The sequence below is a fragment of the Streptomyces sp. NBC_01478 genome, from assembly GCF_036227225.1.
Lineage (GTDB): Bacteria > Actinomycetota > Actinomycetes > Streptomycetales > Streptomycetaceae > Streptomyces.
Genome location: NZ_CP109444.1, coordinates 11,575,968 through 11,591,668, shown reverse-complemented (window position 1 = coordinate 11,591,668; position 15,701 = coordinate 11,575,968). Strand labels below are relative to the sequence as shown.

The following is a 15,701-nucleotide window of genomic DNA, read 5'->3' as shown; positions in this document are numbered from 1 at the left end:
GCACTTCGACGGGGAGCAGGCTGAACCGACGCCTGTACATCGGACAGGCGTGCGCGTTGAGGCAGGTAGCCGCTACCGCTCTGGCGTCGAAGCGCGAGAGCGGACGTCCCAGACAACCATGCCGAGCATCAGGGCCGACCCTTTCGGAGGAGTGCAAGCAGAGTCGCACAGACGCCTGCCGGCAAGGAAACCGAAGGCGACCGACTGAGCCGGCGAAGCGTCATGCCCGGCCGGTGCGCCGGAAGACTGGTGGCATGTTCACCGAGGAACTCATCGCCGTGTCACAGCAACCGCGTGTCGAACTGTTCGTCGCCCGGACACCAGGGCCTTCGCACCGCACCCTGCTCGTGATCCACGGCGGTCCCGACTGGGACCACACCTATCTTCGAGAGCCGCTGAGCAGGCTTGCCGGAACGCACCGCCTGGTCATGCCCGATCTGCGAGGGTGCGGACGCTCCACCCGCGGTCTGTCCGACGACCAGTACACCCCGGACGCAGCCGTCGACGACCTGATCGTCCTCATGGACACCATCGGGGTCGACCGAGCCGACGTCCTCGGCTTCTCCTACGGCGGACTCCTGGCCCAGCGGCTCGCCCTCGCGGCACCCCACCGAGTACGTCGGCTCATCCTCGCCTCCACCACGGTCGAGGCCGTCCCCGCCGACGCCTTCGACGACTGGCCGGAGGCGATGGAACGCCGTACGGCGCAGGCCCGTGTCTGGGCGGACCCGCTTTTGGCCGGACCGGAACTGACCCGCGCGGCAGCCGTCGCGGCCGCACCGGCGGACCTCTGGCGGCACGAGATGCTCCCCGCCTACCTGCGCCGCCTGGAGTCCGTGCGCTTCGCGGCCGAGTGGCTACGGCCCCTGCGCGCCGGCAACCTGCCCCGAGCACTCCTGGAAGACGCCGTGCCCCGCCTCACAGCCCTCGCGATCCCCACGCTCTTCCTGCACGGCCGCTACGACATGACTTTCCCTGCCCGCGTCGTCCAGGAGGCCGCCGACACGATCCCCTCTGCCGGCGCCGAGATCCTGGAGGGAGCCGGGCACATGACCCATGTCGATCAACCGGACGCATGGCTCGCGGCCGTGTCCCGCTTCCTTTTCCTTGACTGAGCACGGCGCCGCTCGCAACCCGCGCTCCTTGTCCGGTGGTTCACGCACCCTCACCGAGAGACCCGAGGTACTCCTGAACCCGCCCGAGCGGCCAGACCTCGCCGATCTTGTGCTTGATGTCGAAGAGGTTCGCCGCGTGGATGTCCGGGTCCCGGTCGCCCACCGCTTCCTCGACGACGATCGGTACGAATCCGTGCTGCATGGCGTCCAGGGCGGTGGCACGGACGCAGCCGCTCGTCGAGAGCCCGCCGATGAACAGGGTGTCGATGCCGTCGGCCGTGAGCCGGTCGGCGAGTTCGGTGCCGAAGAAGGCGCTGGGGCACTGCTTCGTCACGGTCAGGTCGTGCGGTGCCGGGGCCAGGCCGTCGATGAATTCGGCGAAGGGGCTGCCCTCGGCGAACACCCGCAGGACGGGCACCTTGCGGAGGAAGAGACCGCCGTCGCCGCCGTCCGCCCGCAGCAGCACCCGCGTGATGATCACCGGGATCCCGGCCCGGCGTGCGTCGGCCAGGAGAAGCCTCATTGCGTCGGCCGCCGGTTCGACCCCCGCGTAGAGCGGGCAGTCGGGGTCGACGTAGGCGCGGGCGGGGTCGACCAGGATGAGGGCCGGGGACGTGCCGGGGGTGAGGCGCCCGTCGAACCCGGCGCGCTCGTAGTCCTCCTGCGGGGAACCGGTCATGGCGATGTCCTTCGTGAAGTGGCGGACTCCGGTGGGGTGTTCACGGTGACTGCCTCGGCGGTACGGGGTGCCCGCAGCGACGTGGGGAACGCCAGGCAGACGACTGCCCCGACCACGGTGATGCCCGTGAGGAGGAATCCAGTGGCGCGGATGTTGGCGACGAAGCGGTCCAACTCGCCGGACGCGAGCACGTTGAGGGTGTTCAGTGTCCCGTCGTAGGCGGCCTGTCGGGCCGGTTCGCTCAGCCCCGTGGTGGTGAACGCGAGCGCGAGGGCCGTGCTGAGGAGGTAGCCCACGTTCTGTGTGGTGGACCGCAGGCCGTTGGCCGTTCCGCGTCGGTCGGCGGGCACGCCGAGCATCAGCGCGCTCGTGCTCGGCGTCATGAACAGTCCGGTGCCGGCCCCGACGAGGAAGAGGAACGGCGCCACTGCCCGGAACGGCACCGCCGTCGTCGAGAGCGTCAGTGAGAAGCCCAGCAGCCCGCACGCCGTCACCGCCATGCCCGTTGTCGTGAGCGTGCGCGGGGTGAAGCGGTCGAACAGGGAACCGGCGGCGGCCGAGGTGATCAGCGTGCCGGCCGCGACCGGTGTCACCAGCACCCCCGCCTCCAGGGACGTGGCGCCGCCGACCGCCTGCTCGTGCAACGACGCCAGGAGGACGACGGCGTAGCCGCCGACCGCGTTGGCGAGCACGGCCGCGAGCACCAGGGCGATCGCACGGGTACGCAGCAGCGCCACGTCGACCAGGGGGTGCGCGCGCCGCGTCTGGACGACGGCGAAGGCCGTGAACAGCGCGAGGGTGGCGCCGCCGCAGACCCACGGCAGCCAGTCGGCGACGCCGGCCGTGACGCCGGGTGTCAGGGTGAGGACCAGGGCGGTCAGCATCGCCGTGGACAGCAGCGCACCCGGCAGGTCGAACGGTTCACGGACCCCGCCGGGCCGCCGGGCGGTGCCGGCTCCGCCCGCCGGAACGGCCAGTAGCGATGCGCCGATCGCGACCAGCCCGATCGGTACGCAGACGACGAACAGCCCACGCCAGCCGAGCAGTTGGGTCGCCGCGCCGCCGACGACCGGCCCGGCGACCTGGGCCGTGGCGGCCACGGTGACGTTCCAGCCGAGGGCCCGGCCCAGCGTCCGGGCGGGGAACACGTCGGTCAGCAGGGCCGTGTTGTTGGTGATCACGGCGGCGGCACCGACGCCCTGCACGACCCGGGCCGCGATCAGGAACCCCGCCGACGGGGCGAGCGCCGCGAGCCCGGTCCCGGTGGTGAAGACGACGAGCCCGGCGAGGTACAGGCTGCGGCGGCCGACGATGTCGGCGATCCGGCCGAAGACGAGGATCAGCGCGGTGGTGACCAGCATGTAGCCGAGCAGGATCCACTCGGCCTGCCCGGGCTCCGCCCCCAGCTCCCGGGTGATCGTGGGCAGCGCGACGGCGAGCCCGCTCATGTTGAGGAACACGGCCACCACTCCTACGGCGGTGGCCGCGAACACCCGCCACGGGCGTCGGGCGACGGTCACGACCGCACGCCCGGTCCCTCCCCCGCGACGCTCACTCCGCCCGCGACCGCGACTTCATCAGGGGCTGGATGCGGGTGCCGAAGTTCTCCAGTCCTTCCAGGAAGTCGTCGAAGACGAGCATGATCCCCTTGGTGCCCTCGACCTCGGCGACCTCGTCGAGCAGCCTCGCGACGGTCTCGTACGAGCCGACCAGTGTGCCCATGTTGAAGTTCACCGCACCCTCGGGCAGCACGATGGTGCGGGCGGTGGAGGTGTCGTCGGCCGTGGTGTCCGTGGCCGATTCGCCGGCCATGTACGCCAGCGCGGCGTGGTCCGCGTTGTCGTGGTAGTCCTGCCACTTCGCCCGGGCGGCCTCGTCGGTCTCGTCGGCGATGACCATGAAGAGGGAGAGCGCGCCGACGTCACGGCCTGTCTCCGCCGCCGCGTCCACGAGGGTGGCCGTGGTGTCCGACAGCGCGAGCGGGGTGTTGACGCCGCTGCCGAGGATGAAGTTGTACTGGGCGTGTTCGGCGGCGAACCGGATGCCGGTGTTGCTCTGTCCCGCGGCGACGATGTCGATGTGCCCGTCCGCCGGGCGCGGGGAGAGCACGCAGTCGTCCATCGCGTAGAACTCGCCCTTGAAGTTGCTGACGCCCTCGCTCCACAGCTCCTTCATCACGGTGACGTACTCGGCGGCGCGGGCATAGCGGTTGCCGAAGTGTTCGTCGCCGGGCCACAGGCCCATCTGGGAGTACTCGCCGGGTGCCCAGCCGGTGACGATGTTGATGCCGAACCGGCCGGGGGCGATGGAGTCGATCGTCGTGGCCATGCGCGCGACGATCGCCGGGGGCAGGACCAGGATCGGGGTGGAGGCGTACAGCTTGATCCGCTCCGTGACGGCGGCCAGGCCCGCCATCAGCGTGAACGACTCCAGGTTGTGGTCCCAGAACTCGGTCTCGCCGCCGAACCCCTTGAGTTTGATCATCGACAGCGCGAAGTCGAGCCCGTGCTCCTCGGCCTTCTGCACGATGGCTTTGTTCAGCTCGAAGCTGGGCAGGTACTGCGGTGAACTCTTCGATATGAGCCAGCCGTTGTTGCCGATGGGGATGAAGACGCCGATGTCCATGCAGCTCCTCGTTGAGGGGTGGGCGGGAGGGGTGAGTCTGACGGGGTGACAACGCGCGGACATGATCAAGGGGTTCCATACCCGCTCACGACGCCCCGTTCCCCCGGATGCCGAGTATTGTCACCCGAGCGGACAGGGGTGGGACTCCGATGCAACTCGGTCTGGAATGCTGCCTGTTGGGAGCCGTGTGCGAGAGCCAGGGGCAAAGGTGAGAGTCCTGCGCAGCACCGCGTTATGTGAGGCGGGAACGGTAAAATTTACGGTATGAACGCACGTCTGGCTCTGCTCGGCACCGTGGACCCCGGCGTCACCGAGAGCGAGGTCTTCCGGCTGGCACTGCAGCACGCGGTGGGTGAGCTGGGCGCTCTCGGTGGAGCGATTCACCTGCGCGGGCCGATGTCGGCGCTGCGGCTCGTCTCCTCTACCGGTCTGCCGCCGGCCCTCACGCGCCCGTGGGAGATCATCGACCAGGAGGGTCCGACAGCCCCGGCCAAGGCCCTCCACCAGGGCAGTGGTGTGTGGGTGCCGGTGCCGGCCGCGCCCACGGGTCAGGATCTGGCCTGGCCCGGCACCGGTCTGGCCGCCGTACCGGTGTCGAGCGGCCGCCGCAGCATCGGCGCGCTCACGGTCCTGATGGGCGAGCAGGGCGAGCCCACCCCGCCGCAGTGGGGCTTCCTGCGGGATCTGGCCGCGTGGACCGAGGAGCGCATGCGCCAGGCGCCCCCGCCCTCCGGGCCCTCCCAGGCGGAGGCGGGCGGCAACCGTGACCGGCTGAGGCAGGCGCTGAAGGAAGTCAGTGTCGGCTCGTGGGACTGGGACATCCAGGGCGGCGAGCTGATCTGGGACGAGGCGGCCCTGGAGCTCTACGGCACCCGGCCCGAGGACTACACCGCCCGGGTCGAGAACTGGATGGCGTGCGTCCACCCCGACGACCTGGCGCCGACGCTGGACGCGGTGGACCGGGCGATCCGCGAGCACGGCGTGTTCGAGGCCGAGTACCGGGTGCGGCGCCTGGACGGCACGTACGGCTGGACGCAGGCCCGCGGCAGGGCGACCTACGACGAACAGGGCGAGCCCCTGCGGATGATCGGCGTGGGCTGGGAGAGCAACGAGTCCCGGTCCGCCCGGGACGCGCTCAGCCGGGCCCTGCGCCACATGAGCGACGGTTTCCTCGCGGTGGACGAGGAGTGGCGGATCACCTTCGGCAACCTGGAGGCGGAGCGCATCCTGGGCCTCTCGGAGGAGGAGTTGTTCGGGCGCCTCCTGTGGGGGCTGCCCACGGCACGGGACGTCCCCGGCCTGGAGGAGCGCTGCCGGAAGGCCGCCGCCGAGGAGACGCCCGTCGGCTTCGACGCCCGGTTGGGGGACGCGGGCCGCCGCTATCACCTGCGGCTGGTCCCGGGTCCCGACGGCGTCACCCTGTACCTGACCGACGTCACGGAGAAGCGTCAGCACGAGGAGGAGCGCCGGGCCTCCGAGCTGGCGGTGGCCCGACGCGCGGTGCGGATGGGCGAGTTGACGGCCGCCCTCGCCAAGGCGACGACCTCGCAGGACGTGGTGGCCGCGGTCGCCAGCCGGGTGCTGCCGCCGTTCGCCGCCACCGGGCTCCTGGTGCAGGCCGTCGAGGGCGACCGGCTGCACACCGTGGGCGCGGACGGCTACCCGGACCACTTCCTGGGCACCGTCGACGGCCGCGTCCGGACCCCCGGCGAGCCGGGCTGGGACGTGATCGCGTCCGGTCAGCCGCTGTTCCTCTCCTCGGTCGAGGAGTACGCCGCCCGCTATCCCGAGCTGGCCGCCAGACCGGAGCGGGCGGGGAAGGAGGCGTGGGCGTTCCTGCCGCTGACCGCGTCCGGGAACACCTTCGGCGTCTGCGTCGTCGCCTTCGAGCGCGCCCGTCGGCTCACCGACGAGGAACGCACGCTGCTGTCCACGATCAGCGCCCTCGTCGCCCAGGCCCTGGAGCGGGCCCGGCTCTACGACGCCGAGCACACCCGGTCCCGCGAACTCCAGCGGAGCCTGCTCCCCCGGGCCCTGCCCGAGCTGCCGGCGTGCACCGCGGCCGCCCGTTACCTGCCCGCGGGGCAGGGCATGGACGTGGGCGGCGACTGGTACGACATCATCCCGCTCTCGGGCGGCCAGGTGGCCCTCGTGGTGGGCGACGTCATGGGCCACGGCCTCCCGGAGGCGGCGACGATGGGCCGCCTGCGCACGGCGCTGCACACCCTCGCCGACCTGGAGCTGCCGCCCGACGAGATCATGAGCCACCTCAACGAACTCGTCGCCGGCATGGGCGAGGAGTCGTACGTGACGTGTCTGTACGCGCTCTACGACTCGACGACCCAGATCTGTTCGATCGCGGGGGCCGGGCATCCGCCGCCGGCGGTGGTCCACCCGGACGGCACCGTGCACTTCCCGCAACTGTCGGCCGATCCGCCCCTCGGCGCGGCGGAACCGCCGTTCGAGACGGTCGAGTTGAAGGTGCCGGAGGGAAGTCTGCTGGTGCTGTACACCGACGGTCTGGTGGAGTCGTCGAAGCGCGAGATGGACGAGGGCATGGCGGACTTGGCCCGGCTGCTGAGTTCGGCGCACAGGACCGAGTCCGGTGAGGAGGCGGACCTGGAGCAGCTCTGCGACACCCTCACGGCGGGCCTGCTCCCCGCCGACCAGTCGACGGCCGACGACGCCGCCCTCCTCGTCGCCCGGCTGCACGCCCTGACCAGTGACAACATCGCCTCCTGGCCGCTCCCCGAGGATCCACGGGCGGCCGGCCAGGCCCGCCGCCACGTCCGGGAGCAGTTGCGCACCTGGGGCCTGGAGGAGCTGACCCCGACCACGGAACTCCTGGCCAGCGAGCTGGTCGGCAACGTCGTACGCCATGCCAAGGGCCCGGTCAGCCTGCGCCTGCTGCACGGCGCCGAGCTGATCTGCGAGGTCTTCGACGGCAGCCTGACGATGCCCCGGATCCGCCGCGCCACGGAGACGGACGAGGGCGGCCGCGGACTGCAACTGGTCACCGCGCTCACCCAGCGCTGGGGCACGCGTTACACGCCGACGGGCAAGTGCATCTGGACGGAGCAGGCGCTGAGCGTTGCCGGGGGCCGGCAGGAACTCCCCGACGACGCCATGGAGTTGATGTTCCCGAGCGTGGAGGACTTCACCGGGGACCTCGACGGGCTGCCTTTCGGGGACGAGGACTGAGGGTCCGCGGCGGGCGGTACGACGCGATGGGGACGGGGCTGGGTCAGGCCGCGTCGTCCCTGTTGGAGAAGATGAATCCCGCGTACTCGTAGTCCGCGATCGCCACGGCCATCTCGCGCAGGCGGGACAATTCAGCCCCGCTCGGGGAAGAGTGCGTCGGATGGGATTCGCCGTTCTCCATCAGGTTCGTCCATTCCTCCTCCGCCGCGAGTTCTACCTCGACGACGTCGTGGCCGTGATCGCGGGCGTACACGAGTGCGCCGGTGACGAGATCGACCTGGTCTCCCGCGCATTGCGGGTTGTCGCGGAGGGTGGTGTAACGACCGCCGGGAAAGAAGAAATTGGGGAATCCCGCCGTCATCACGCCGAGGTAGGTGCGGGGACCGCTCGCCCAATAGCCCCCGAGTTTGAGACCCTCCCGGCCCCGGACCCCCATGCGTTTCAACGCGTCGTCGTCGAGGCCGGACTCGGTCGCGCGAACGGTGTCGAAACCGACGGCGTCGGATCCTTTCGCCGTCCCGGAGTTCTTGACCAGTCTGCGGGCATTCGGGCGTGACACCTGACGCTCTTTCATCATGTCGACCACGGAATTTCCCTCACGCCCGCCTTGCGGGAATTCATTCCGGGGTGCGGTGTACCGCGCGCCGCTCAGGCCTGATTCGATCAGCGCGACGCGCATACAGATGAAGTCGCGTGTTCTCTTCGTCGGGGCCGCGAGGACACCGGTGGTGGCCACGAGGAAGCGGGCGTGGTACTCGACGGCGTCGGTGGTCGTCACGGTCCAGGTCCCGGAGGGATCGTCGTACACCGCCGACCGCACGGTGGTGCCGAACCGGATTCCACGGCGTATGCCGGAGCGGTCGACCACGTGGTTCAGGTGATCCAGGCAGCGTCCGATCTCGGGCGGCCCGGGCACCTCGTCGGAGCGGGCCTGTTCTTCCCACCACTTTCCCGGGAACGAGCGGCTCCCGTCGACGCGTACTCCTTCGGGCGCCGTCTGGAAAGACCGTTTCCAGGACCAGATTCCACCTACTCCGTGACCGGCCTCCAACAACAGCGCGGAGAATCCCTCTTCGCGAGCGCGGCAGAGCTGGTAGATACCTGTGGCGCCGGCTCCGATCACCAGCACGTCCACCTCGTTCGGCGCGAACGCGATCCCCGCTCGATCATGTACGACGCCTGGATGTTCTTCGCCCGAGGCGTTCGTCGATTCACTCAAGAGCCCTCCAGATGTCGAGCAATCTCCCGCTCCGGCGCGGGACTTCGGAGGTTGTACCGATCGGTCAGCGAATCAATCGCCGTCACGGTAACGGACGCGGATACGGCGGGGCAATGCTCCGAACACAACACACCGTCGGTGGAGCACACATACCCGGCGCACGTACCGCGACCGCGGTAGCCCGAGCCGACCGGAACCCGACGCGACCCGGGTTCAGGGTCGGTCGAGGCCGGAATGGGGCAGCGGTTCGGGGACGGCGGACTCTCTCATGGCGAGGTACTCCACCATGCGGTCCTCGATGTCGTCGAACTGCCGTCCTGAGCTGCCCAATCCGCGGAAGAAGGCGGTGCAGTACTCGCTCGACAGGTACTGCGCGTTCCACGCGCCGTCGGCCTTCACCCACTGGTAGGTGTGGTTGTGCAGGTTGAGGAACTGCAGCGTGGCCAGCCTCGGGTCGAGCTTGCGGAACGAACCGTCGTCCATCGCGGCGACGAGCAACTCCTGGACGATGTCCTCGAATTCACGGCGCTGGTCCAGGAGCCGCGCACGGTGGGCGCCGCGCAGGTTCCGGTAGTCATGCTCGTAGACCCGGACGTGATCGAGCCGGGCCAGGATGTTCTCCAGCAACGTCTGCGACAGCATGCGCAGCCGCAGCACCGGGTCGACGTCCTCCAGGTCGGCGATCCGATGGGCGGAGGCCAGCATGGGGCCCATCACCCGGTCCTGGATCTCGACCAGGAGGTTCTCCTTGGAGCCCATGTAGTAGTATAGAGCACCCCTGCCGAGACCGGCCGCGGCTCCGACCTCGGCGATGCCGGTGGCGGCGTAGCCCTTCAGCGCGAACAGCGCGGCCGCCCTGTCGATGATCTGCTGACGCCTGATCTCGAAGTCCGGCCCGTGCCCTGGTGATCTTGGCATGGTGGAATTTTAGGCCTTCCGGGGATCAGGGCGGGTGACAGGGATCTTGGAACCGCCTGAGTCGGCCCGCCGGAGCACCACACGATACGAGAGCGTCGGGTTGCCCGCCGATCAGCGATTGGTACGGCCGAGGTCCACAGGCAGTTGGATTCCGGTGATGTGGCGTGCCTCGTCCGAGGCGATCCAGGTGACGGCCGCCGCGATGTCCTCCGGTTGGCTGACGCCGTCGGGCAGGACGCCCTGGTAGAAGGCGCCCAGTTCCGCGTCGTTCTCGATCAACGCGCGGATTCCGGGGACGAGTTGGGTGGCCACGCCGTGCGGGTGCACGGAGTTGACCCTGATCCGGTACGGGCCGAGTTCGTTGGCCAGTGTCTTGGCCAGTCCGGTGACTCCGTGTTTGGCCGCCACGTAGTCGGCGAGCAGCGGCAGTCCTCGAAGACCGGCCACCGAGCTGGTGAACACGATCGCACCCCCGGTGGCCTGCTCGATCATGAGCGGGACGGCCGCCTTCACGGTGTGGAAGGCGCCGGTCAGATTGATGTCGATGGTCGCCCGCCAGTGCTCCAGGTCGATCTCCCACGCACGGCCCGCCGTCGTCATGCCGGCGTTCGCCACCACCACGTCCAGGCGCCCCAGTTCGGCGACGCTCTCCCCCAACGCCGCCCGTACGGCGGGGAAGTCGCGTACGTCGGCCCTGTGAGTGCGGACACGTCGGCCGAGTTTCTCGACCAGGCGTGCGGTCTCGGCGAGGTCTTCCGGGGTCGCGCCCGGGTAGTTGGTGGTGGGCAGGTCCTCGCAGATGTCGAGCGCGATGATGTCGGCGCCCTCTGCGGCGAAGCGCACCGCCTCGGCGCGGCCCTGTCCGCGGGCCGCGCCGGTGATGAAGACGACTTTGTCCCGGAAACGGCGGGTGGTCTGCGTGCCCGGTACGGGTGCCTCGGGGGCGGTGCCGGTCATCGTGCCCTCCTCGTGTCGTCGGCCGGTCCGGGTGCGGCGGCCGGTGCGGGCCGGGGTGTGAGGTTCAGGTCTGCGAGGTCGCCGCGTCGGCGCCACTCCTCCAGCATGCTGAAGTAAGCGGTGGACGTACCCGGGTAGTTGACGTTCTTCCGTGGCCGCCCTTCGGGGTCGCCCTCGTTGTTCCAGCGTCCGGGTGTGCAGTCCTTCAGGAAGGAGCCGCCGCCCAGCAGCGCGAGTCCGGAGCCCGCCACGACACTCTGGACGTACGCGCCCTCGGCCCGCTGCGTGACGTCCGCCACGACCCCCAGCCGCTCGAACTCGCCGACGAGGAAGGCGACATGACGGACCGTCTCCTCCAGTGTGTGGACGAAGTTCACGGCGGCGGTGCCCTGGGTGTAATTGGGCGGCAGGAAGAAGAAGTTGGGGAATCCGCTGGTCATCACGCCCTGGAAGGTCTCGGGTCCGTGCTTCCACTTCTGTGAGAGCGTGACGCCGTCGAGACCGGTGACGTCGAAGCCGATCCGGTCGACGTAGGACGAGTCCTGGTCGAAGCCGGTGGCGAGGACCAGGCAGTCGAGGGAGTACTCGACGCCGTCGACCACGACCCCCTTCGCGGTGATCCGCTGGACGCCCTGCCCCTGGGTGTCGACGAGCTGGACGTTGGGCCGGTTGAAGGCGGGCAGGTACTCGTCGTGGAAGCAGGGGCGCTTGCACTGGTAGCGGTAGTACGGCTTCAGCGCCTCGGCCGTCGCGGGGTCGCGTACGACGGCGTCGATACGGGCCCGGATGTTCTCCATGTGCCGAAGGTCCGTCAACTCCCGTTGCTCGGCCAGTTCTTCGGGGCTCAGGTCGTCGTAGCCCTCGCTGCTGAGCATCGCGTGATAGAAGACGGTCCAGCCGTCCCGCACCAGGTCCTCGGTGATCTTCTCGCCGTTGGTGACGAAGGTGAAGTTGTCACGCCGCCGCTTCTGCCAGCCGGGTTCCAGGGTCTTCGCCCATTCCTGGTCCGTCTCGCGGTTGTCGCGGACGCCGACGGTGGAGGGGGTGCGCTGGAACACGCTGAGCTGCTTCGCCGACGCGGCGAGGGGCGCGACGATCTGTACGGCGGTGGCACCGGTGCCGATGACGCCGACGCTCTTGTCGCCGAGTTTGTCGAGCGGGTCCCCGGGCCCTCCGCCGGTGTAGTCGTAGTCCCAGCGGGAGGTGTGGAACAGCCGGCCCTCGAAGGTGTCGATGCCCTCGATGGCCGGCAGTTTCAGCGAGGTGAAGGACCCGTGGGCCACCACCACGTACCGGGCCTCGAACGCGTCGTCGCGGTCCGTGCGGACGCTCCACCTGCCGCCTGCCGCGTCCCAGCTCAGACCCGTCACCGAGGTGTGGAACAGCGCGTGCTCGTAGAGCTCGAAGCGCGTCGCCACCTTCTGTGCGTAGGCGAGGATTTCGGGGCCGTAGGCGTAGCGGTGCCGGGGGATGTAGCCCAGTTCCTCCAGCATCGGGAAGTACACGTAGGACTCGACGTCGCACATCGCGCCGGGGTAGCGGTTCCAGTACCAGACCCCGCCGACGTCTCCGGCCTTCTCGACGATGCGCACGCGGTCGACCCCGGCCTCGCGCAGATGCGCGGCGGCGAGGAGTCCGCCGAATCCCCCGCCCACGACGAGCGCGTCGACCGTGTCGTGGAGCGGCTCGCGCGGCGCCACCTCCGTGAAGGGATCCTCGACCAACTCCCCTCGTCCCGTGAGGTCCAGGATCTCGCGGCGCGAGGGATCGAGGCGCTTGTCCCGCTCGGCTCGGTACTTGGCTCGCGCCCTGTCGAGATCGGCGGGCTCAGCCGAGGTGTATGTCATGCCATTTCTCCGTCCTCAGGAACAGTTGACTCACGCCCAGGCATCGACAAAGCTAAATCAGCTAACTCAATGCTATGACTTGTGGTCTCGGTCGAGCGAGGCCCGGCACCCAACGACAGAGGAGAACGGCCATGCCACAAGCCCAGGACGTCGTCCAGGAAGTGCTCACCCTGCTGGAGCCGATGGTCGCTCCCGACGGCGGTTCCATCCGTCTCGCCGAGTTCTCGCCCGAGCAGTCCCGCCTCACCGTCGACTACTCCCGGGGCTCCAACGACGTCTGCGCCACCTGTGTCCTCGACGGCGACTCCCTCAAGGCGTTCATCGAGGAGGGGCTCCAGACCCGGGGCATAGAACTCGCCGAAGTGACTGTGCGGGAGCCGGACTTGGCCGGCTGAGCGGTGGCTCGTCGGCCGGTGGCCCGCGCTCTCGGGCACCGGGCTACCAGCCGACGAGCCGGTCCAGCACCATCGCCGTAGGGGAGAAGTAGTCGCCGTAGCCCCCGCGGAAGAACAGCAGCGGGGTCTTCGCCGACTCGACGCGCAGGTCGTGGACCCGTCCCACGACGAGGTGGTGGTCGCCGAGCACCAGGACGTCCTCGATCACGCAGTCGACCCAGGCGACGACGCCGTCGAGGACGGGGTTTCCCAGCGGGGACGGCCGCCAGTCGAGGCCGGCGAACCGGTCGGCGCCCTTGGTCGCCATCGCTCGGCACACCGCTTCCTGGTCGGCCGCCAGCGCGTTGACGCAGTAGCGGCCGGCGGCGCGGATCCTCGGGAAGGTGCTGGACGAGCGGTCGGCCAGGAACGCCACTAGGGGCGGATCGAGGGAGACCGAGGTGAACGATCCGACGATCATCCCCTCGGGCCGCTCCCCCGGTCCTCCCGCGGTGATGGCGACGACACTCGTGGGGAAGTTGCCCAGCACCTCCCGGAAGCGGCGCCCGTCGGCAGCGGGAGACGGGGGTTTCGTACCGTCGGCTGAGTGCATGGCGTGGTTCCTCCTCGGCCGCAAAGGCAGGTGTCAGATCATCACGCGCAGCGGCGGCGGCAGCTCGAGTCCCATCCCGGCGACGGAGTTGGCGTGATAGGCCGCGCCCGGGACATGGATCATGTGCGCCAGTCCGACGTGCGCGTCCCGCCAGTGGCGCTGGAGCGGATTGTCGCGCCGGATGACGTTCCCTCCGGACCTGGTGAAGATCTCGTCGAGGGCCGAGACGGCCCGCCAGGCGCAACGCACTTGGTTGCGGCGGACGGTGGAGCGGTCCTCGATCGTCACCGGCTCGCCGGCCGCCACCTTGTCGTAGATCCGGCTGATGCCGTCGAGCAGTTGGACCCGGGAGGCGGCGATCTCCGCCGCCGCCTCGCCCGCCGCGTAGAGGACGTACGGGTCGTCGCGGATCTGGACTCCGGTCACGGCGACCCGGTCGCGCTGGAGGGCCAGGTGGGCGTCGAGCGCGCCCTGGCAGATGCCGATGACCGCCGAGGTGATCCCGAGCGGGAACATCGAGGTGAACGGCAGCCGGTAGAGGGGCTCGGTGACACCGTGGCGTTCCGCCGCCTCGCCCGCCGACACCTCGTCCTGGTTCACCGTCCGGTAGTCCGGGATGAACGCGCCGTCGACGACGACGTCCTTGCTTCCGGTACCGGACAGCCCGATCACGTCCCAGGAGTCCTCGATGATCTCGTACGACGACCGGGGCAGGACCACGTGCAGCACGGTCGGAGGGGACGCGGGGCGCCCCTTGCCGTCGCCCACCAGCGCGCCCAGGAACACCCAGTCGCAGTGGTCGGTGCCCGACGAGAACGGCCAGCGTCCGGACAGGACATAGCCGTCGTCCACCGGTTCGGCGATCCCGTTCGGCATGTACGGAGACGCGATCCAGGTCTCGGGGTCCGCGCCCCAGATCTCCTGGGAGAGGCGCGGGTCCATCTGTGCGACCTCCCAGGGGTGGACCCCGACGACACCGCAGACCCAGCCGGCGGCGCCGTCGTGGCGGGAGACGGCCATGACCGCCTCGGCGAAGTCCCGGGGGTGAGCGGCGTAACCGCCGAACTTCCTGTCCTGCAACAGGCGCAGCACACCGGCCGAGCGCAGCAGACCGACGGTCTCGTCGCTCAGCCTGCCCAACTCCTCGTTGCCTGCGGCCAGTTCCGCCAGCTTGGGACCGTACTGCTCGACTCGCCGGACAACCTCGTGCGCCATGCCGCCCACCTTCCGCTTCCTGGTCCGTCACGCGTTCATCGTCCGGTCTCGGACACGACGGCGGACGCGACGTGTCCGCTGAGCGGAACAGAGGTGATCAACCGCCGGGGGCGGGGCCGCTGACGGCGTGAGGTGATCATCAGCTTGCGCGCGATCTCGGCGGCGATCCACCTGACCTGGAACCTCAACTCGTCGACGCGGACGCGCTCTTGGGGGCCGCACACCGAGATCGCGGCGACCGGCTGGTCCAGCACGAGGATCGGCGCGGCGACGCAGGCGACCGAGGCCGCGGCCTCACCCGACTCGGTCGCGTATCCGGTGCTGCGGATCCTGGCGAGGGCCGCGTCCAGCGCCTGCGGGGTGGTGATGCTCACGGCCGTGCGACGGGACAGACCGCTCCAGAGGTACTCGTCCACGACCTCCTTGGCCGAGTACGCGAGAAGCGCCTTGCCCAGTGCGGTGCAGTGCGCCGGGAGGCGGCCGCCGACCCTGGACGGAAGGGTGCTCGCGAACGAACCGCCGACCCGCTCCAGGTAGACGACGTCCTGCTGGTCGAGCACGGCCATGTGGACCACATGGCCGGTGGACACGTGCAGTTCCTGGAGCAGGGGCCTGGCGGCCTCGCCCATCCTGGTCCGGTGCGGGACCAGACTGCCGATCTCGAACATGCGCAGTCCGAGCCGGTACTCGTTGTCGTTCCTGGTGAGCAGGCGGGCGTTGACCAACTGCTGGAGTATCCGGTGGACGGAGGAGCGCGGCAGCCCGCTGCACGCGCTGATCTGCCCCAGGTTGAGCGGTCCCGCGGACCGCTCGAAGACACCGAGGATCACGACGACCCTGTCGACCATGCTGGACGGAGATTCGGACACTGTGACCTCCTGAGCATCCCTGGGCGGCCAGCCGTCTCGTGCCGGTCGTCCAACGGGTCTCTCGTCGGA

13 protein-coding genes and 1 pseudogene are annotated in these 15,701 nt (G+C 69.8%); 3 read left to right on the top strand and 11 right to left on the bottom strand.

Annotated elements, in window-relative coordinates; genetic code table 11:
* Positions 1–254 precede the first annotated feature (254 nt).
* The gene (locus OG223_RS51455; protein WP_329264670.1) at positions 255–1,115 is read left to right on the top strand and encodes an alpha/beta fold hydrolase; all 861 of its coding nucleotides are present in this window, start codon (positions 255–257) and stop codon (positions 1,113–1,115) included.
* Between the two features lie 40 nt (positions 1,116–1,155).
* Here the strand turns inward: OG223_RS51455 and OG223_RS51450 are convergent, their stop codons facing one another.
* From OG223_RS51450 to rutA, 3 genes are read right to left on the bottom strand one after another with little or no spacing between them, the layout of a single operon-like run.
* Positions 1,156–1,794, bottom strand: coding sequence for an isochorismatase family protein (locus OG223_RS51450; protein WP_329264668.1), 639 nt, complete (start codon positions 1,792–1,794; stop codon positions 1,156–1,158).
* Positions 1,791–3,314 (bottom strand): MFS transporter, encoded by a 1,524-nt coding sequence (locus OG223_RS51445; protein WP_329264666.1) that lies wholly within the window; start codon positions 3,312–3,314, stop codon positions 1,791–1,793. The genes OG223_RS51450 and OG223_RS51445 overlap by 4 nt, the downstream gene beginning before the upstream one ends.
* A gap of 31 nt (positions 3,315–3,345) precedes the next feature.
* Positions 3,346–4,419 (bottom strand): pyrimidine utilization protein A, encoded by a 1,074-nt coding sequence (rutA, locus tag OG223_RS51440; RefSeq protein WP_329264664.1) that lies wholly within the window; start codon positions 4,417–4,419, stop codon positions 3,346–3,348.
* 264 nt (positions 4,420–4,683) lie between these two features.
* On the opposite strand from rutA, the gene OG223_RS51435 reads away from it, so the two are divergent.
* The gene (locus OG223_RS51435; protein WP_329264662.1) at positions 4,684–7,620 is read left to right on the top strand and encodes a SpoIIE family protein phosphatase; all 2,937 of its coding nucleotides are present in this window, start codon (positions 4,684–4,686) and stop codon (positions 7,618–7,620) included.
* Between the two features lie 43 nt (positions 7,621–7,663).
* Here OG223_RS51435 and OG223_RS51430 read toward each other — a convergent pair whose 3' ends face one another.
* The 5 genes and pseudogenes from OG223_RS51430 to OG223_RS51415 all read right to left on the bottom strand — a co-directional run bounded on the left by OG223_RS51430 (position 7,664) and on the right by OG223_RS51415 (position 12,561).
* Entirely contained in the window at positions 7,664–8,398 is a 735-nt protein-coding gene (locus OG223_RS51430) for a hypothetical protein (protein WP_329264661.1), read from the bottom strand.
* A 207-nt stretch (positions 8,399–8,605) separates the two neighbouring features.
* A pseudogene (locus tag OG223_RS54085) lies at positions 8,606–8,743 on the bottom strand (NAD(P)-binding protein); the annotation flags it as partial.
* 309 nt (positions 8,744–9,052) lie between these two features.
* On the bottom strand, positions 9,053–9,757 hold the full coding sequence (locus OG223_RS51425) for a TetR/AcrR family transcriptional regulator (protein ID WP_329264659.1): 705 nt from the start codon (positions 9,755–9,757) through the stop codon (positions 9,053–9,055).
* 111 nt (positions 9,758–9,868) lie between these two features.
* Entirely contained in the window at positions 9,869–10,714 is an 846-nt protein-coding gene (locus tag OG223_RS51420) for a mycofactocin-coupled SDR family oxidoreductase (protein ID WP_329264657.1), read from the bottom strand.
* Entirely contained in the window at positions 10,711–12,561 is a 1,851-nt protein-coding gene (locus OG223_RS51415; protein WP_329264655.1) for a flavin-containing monooxygenase, read from the bottom strand. Before OG223_RS51415 ends, OG223_RS51420 begins: the two co-directional genes overlap by 4 nt.
* Before the next feature lie 131 nt (positions 12,562–12,692).
* On the opposite strand from OG223_RS51415, the gene OG223_RS51410 reads away from it, so the two are divergent.
* Positions 12,693–12,956, top strand: a complete 264-nt coding sequence (locus OG223_RS51410; protein WP_329264654.1) for a hypothetical protein — start codon at positions 12,693–12,695, stop codon at positions 12,954–12,956.
* A gap of 43 nt (positions 12,957–12,999) precedes the next feature.
* On the opposite strand, the gene OG223_RS51405 is transcribed toward OG223_RS51410, so the two are convergent.
* From OG223_RS51405 to OG223_RS51395, 3 genes are read right to left on the bottom strand one after another with little or no spacing between them, the layout of a single operon-like run.
* On the bottom strand, positions 13,000–13,548 hold the full coding sequence (locus OG223_RS51405) for a flavin reductase family protein (protein WP_329264653.1): 549 nt from the start codon (positions 13,546–13,548) through the stop codon (positions 13,000–13,002).
* Positions 13,549–13,581: 33 nt separating this feature from the next.
* Positions 13,582–14,763 (bottom strand): acyl-CoA dehydrogenase family protein, encoded by a 1,182-nt coding sequence (locus OG223_RS51400; protein ID WP_329264652.1) that lies wholly within the window; start codon positions 14,761–14,763, stop codon positions 13,582–13,584.
* A 35-nt stretch (positions 14,764–14,798) separates the two neighbouring features.
* A complete protein-coding gene (locus tag OG223_RS51395) occupies positions 14,799–15,632 on the bottom strand; it encodes an IclR family transcriptional regulator (RefSeq protein ID WP_329264651.1) in 834 nt (277 codons plus the stop codon).
* Between the last annotated feature and the right edge of the window lie 69 nt (positions 15,633–15,701).

Bases quoted from the DNA above. Each gene is read 5' to 3' on its own strand.
- OG223_RS51420 (WP_329264657.1), bottom strand. From the start codon at position 10,714: ATGACCGGCACCGCCCCCGAGGCACCCGTACCGGGCACGCAGACCACC.
- OG223_RS51405 (WP_329264653.1), bottom strand. From the start codon at position 13,548: ATGCACTCAGCCGACGGTACGAAACCCCCGTCTCCCGCTGCCGACGGG.
- OG223_RS51455 (WP_329264670.1), top strand. From the start codon at position 255: ATGTTCACCGAGGAACTCATCGCCGTGTCACAGCAACCGCGTGTCGAA.
- OG223_RS51415 (WP_329264655.1), bottom strand. From the start codon at position 12,561: ATGACATACACCTCGGCTGAGCCCGCCGATCTCGACAGGGCGCGAGCC.
- OG223_RS51435 (WP_329264662.1), top strand. From the start codon at position 4,684: ATGAACGCACGTCTGGCTCTGCTCGGCACCGTGGACCCCGGCGTCACC.
- OG223_RS51410 (WP_329264654.1), top strand. From the start codon at position 12,693: ATGCCACAAGCCCAGGACGTCGTCCAGGAAGTGCTCACCCTGCTGGAG.
- OG223_RS51450 (WP_329264668.1), bottom strand. From the start codon at position 1,794: ATGACCGGTTCCCCGCAGGAGGACTACGAGCGCGCCGGGTTCGACGGG.
- OG223_RS51425 (WP_329264659.1), bottom strand. From the start codon at position 9,757: ATGCCAAGATCACCAGGGCACGGGCCGGACTTCGAGATCAGGCGTCAG.
- OG223_RS51400 (WP_329264652.1), bottom strand. From the start codon at position 14,763: ATGGCGCACGAGGTTGTCCGGCGAGTCGAGCAGTACGGTCCCAAGCTG.
- rutA (WP_329264664.1), bottom strand. From the start codon at position 4,419: ATGGACATCGGCGTCTTCATCCCCATCGGCAACAACGGCTGGCTCATA.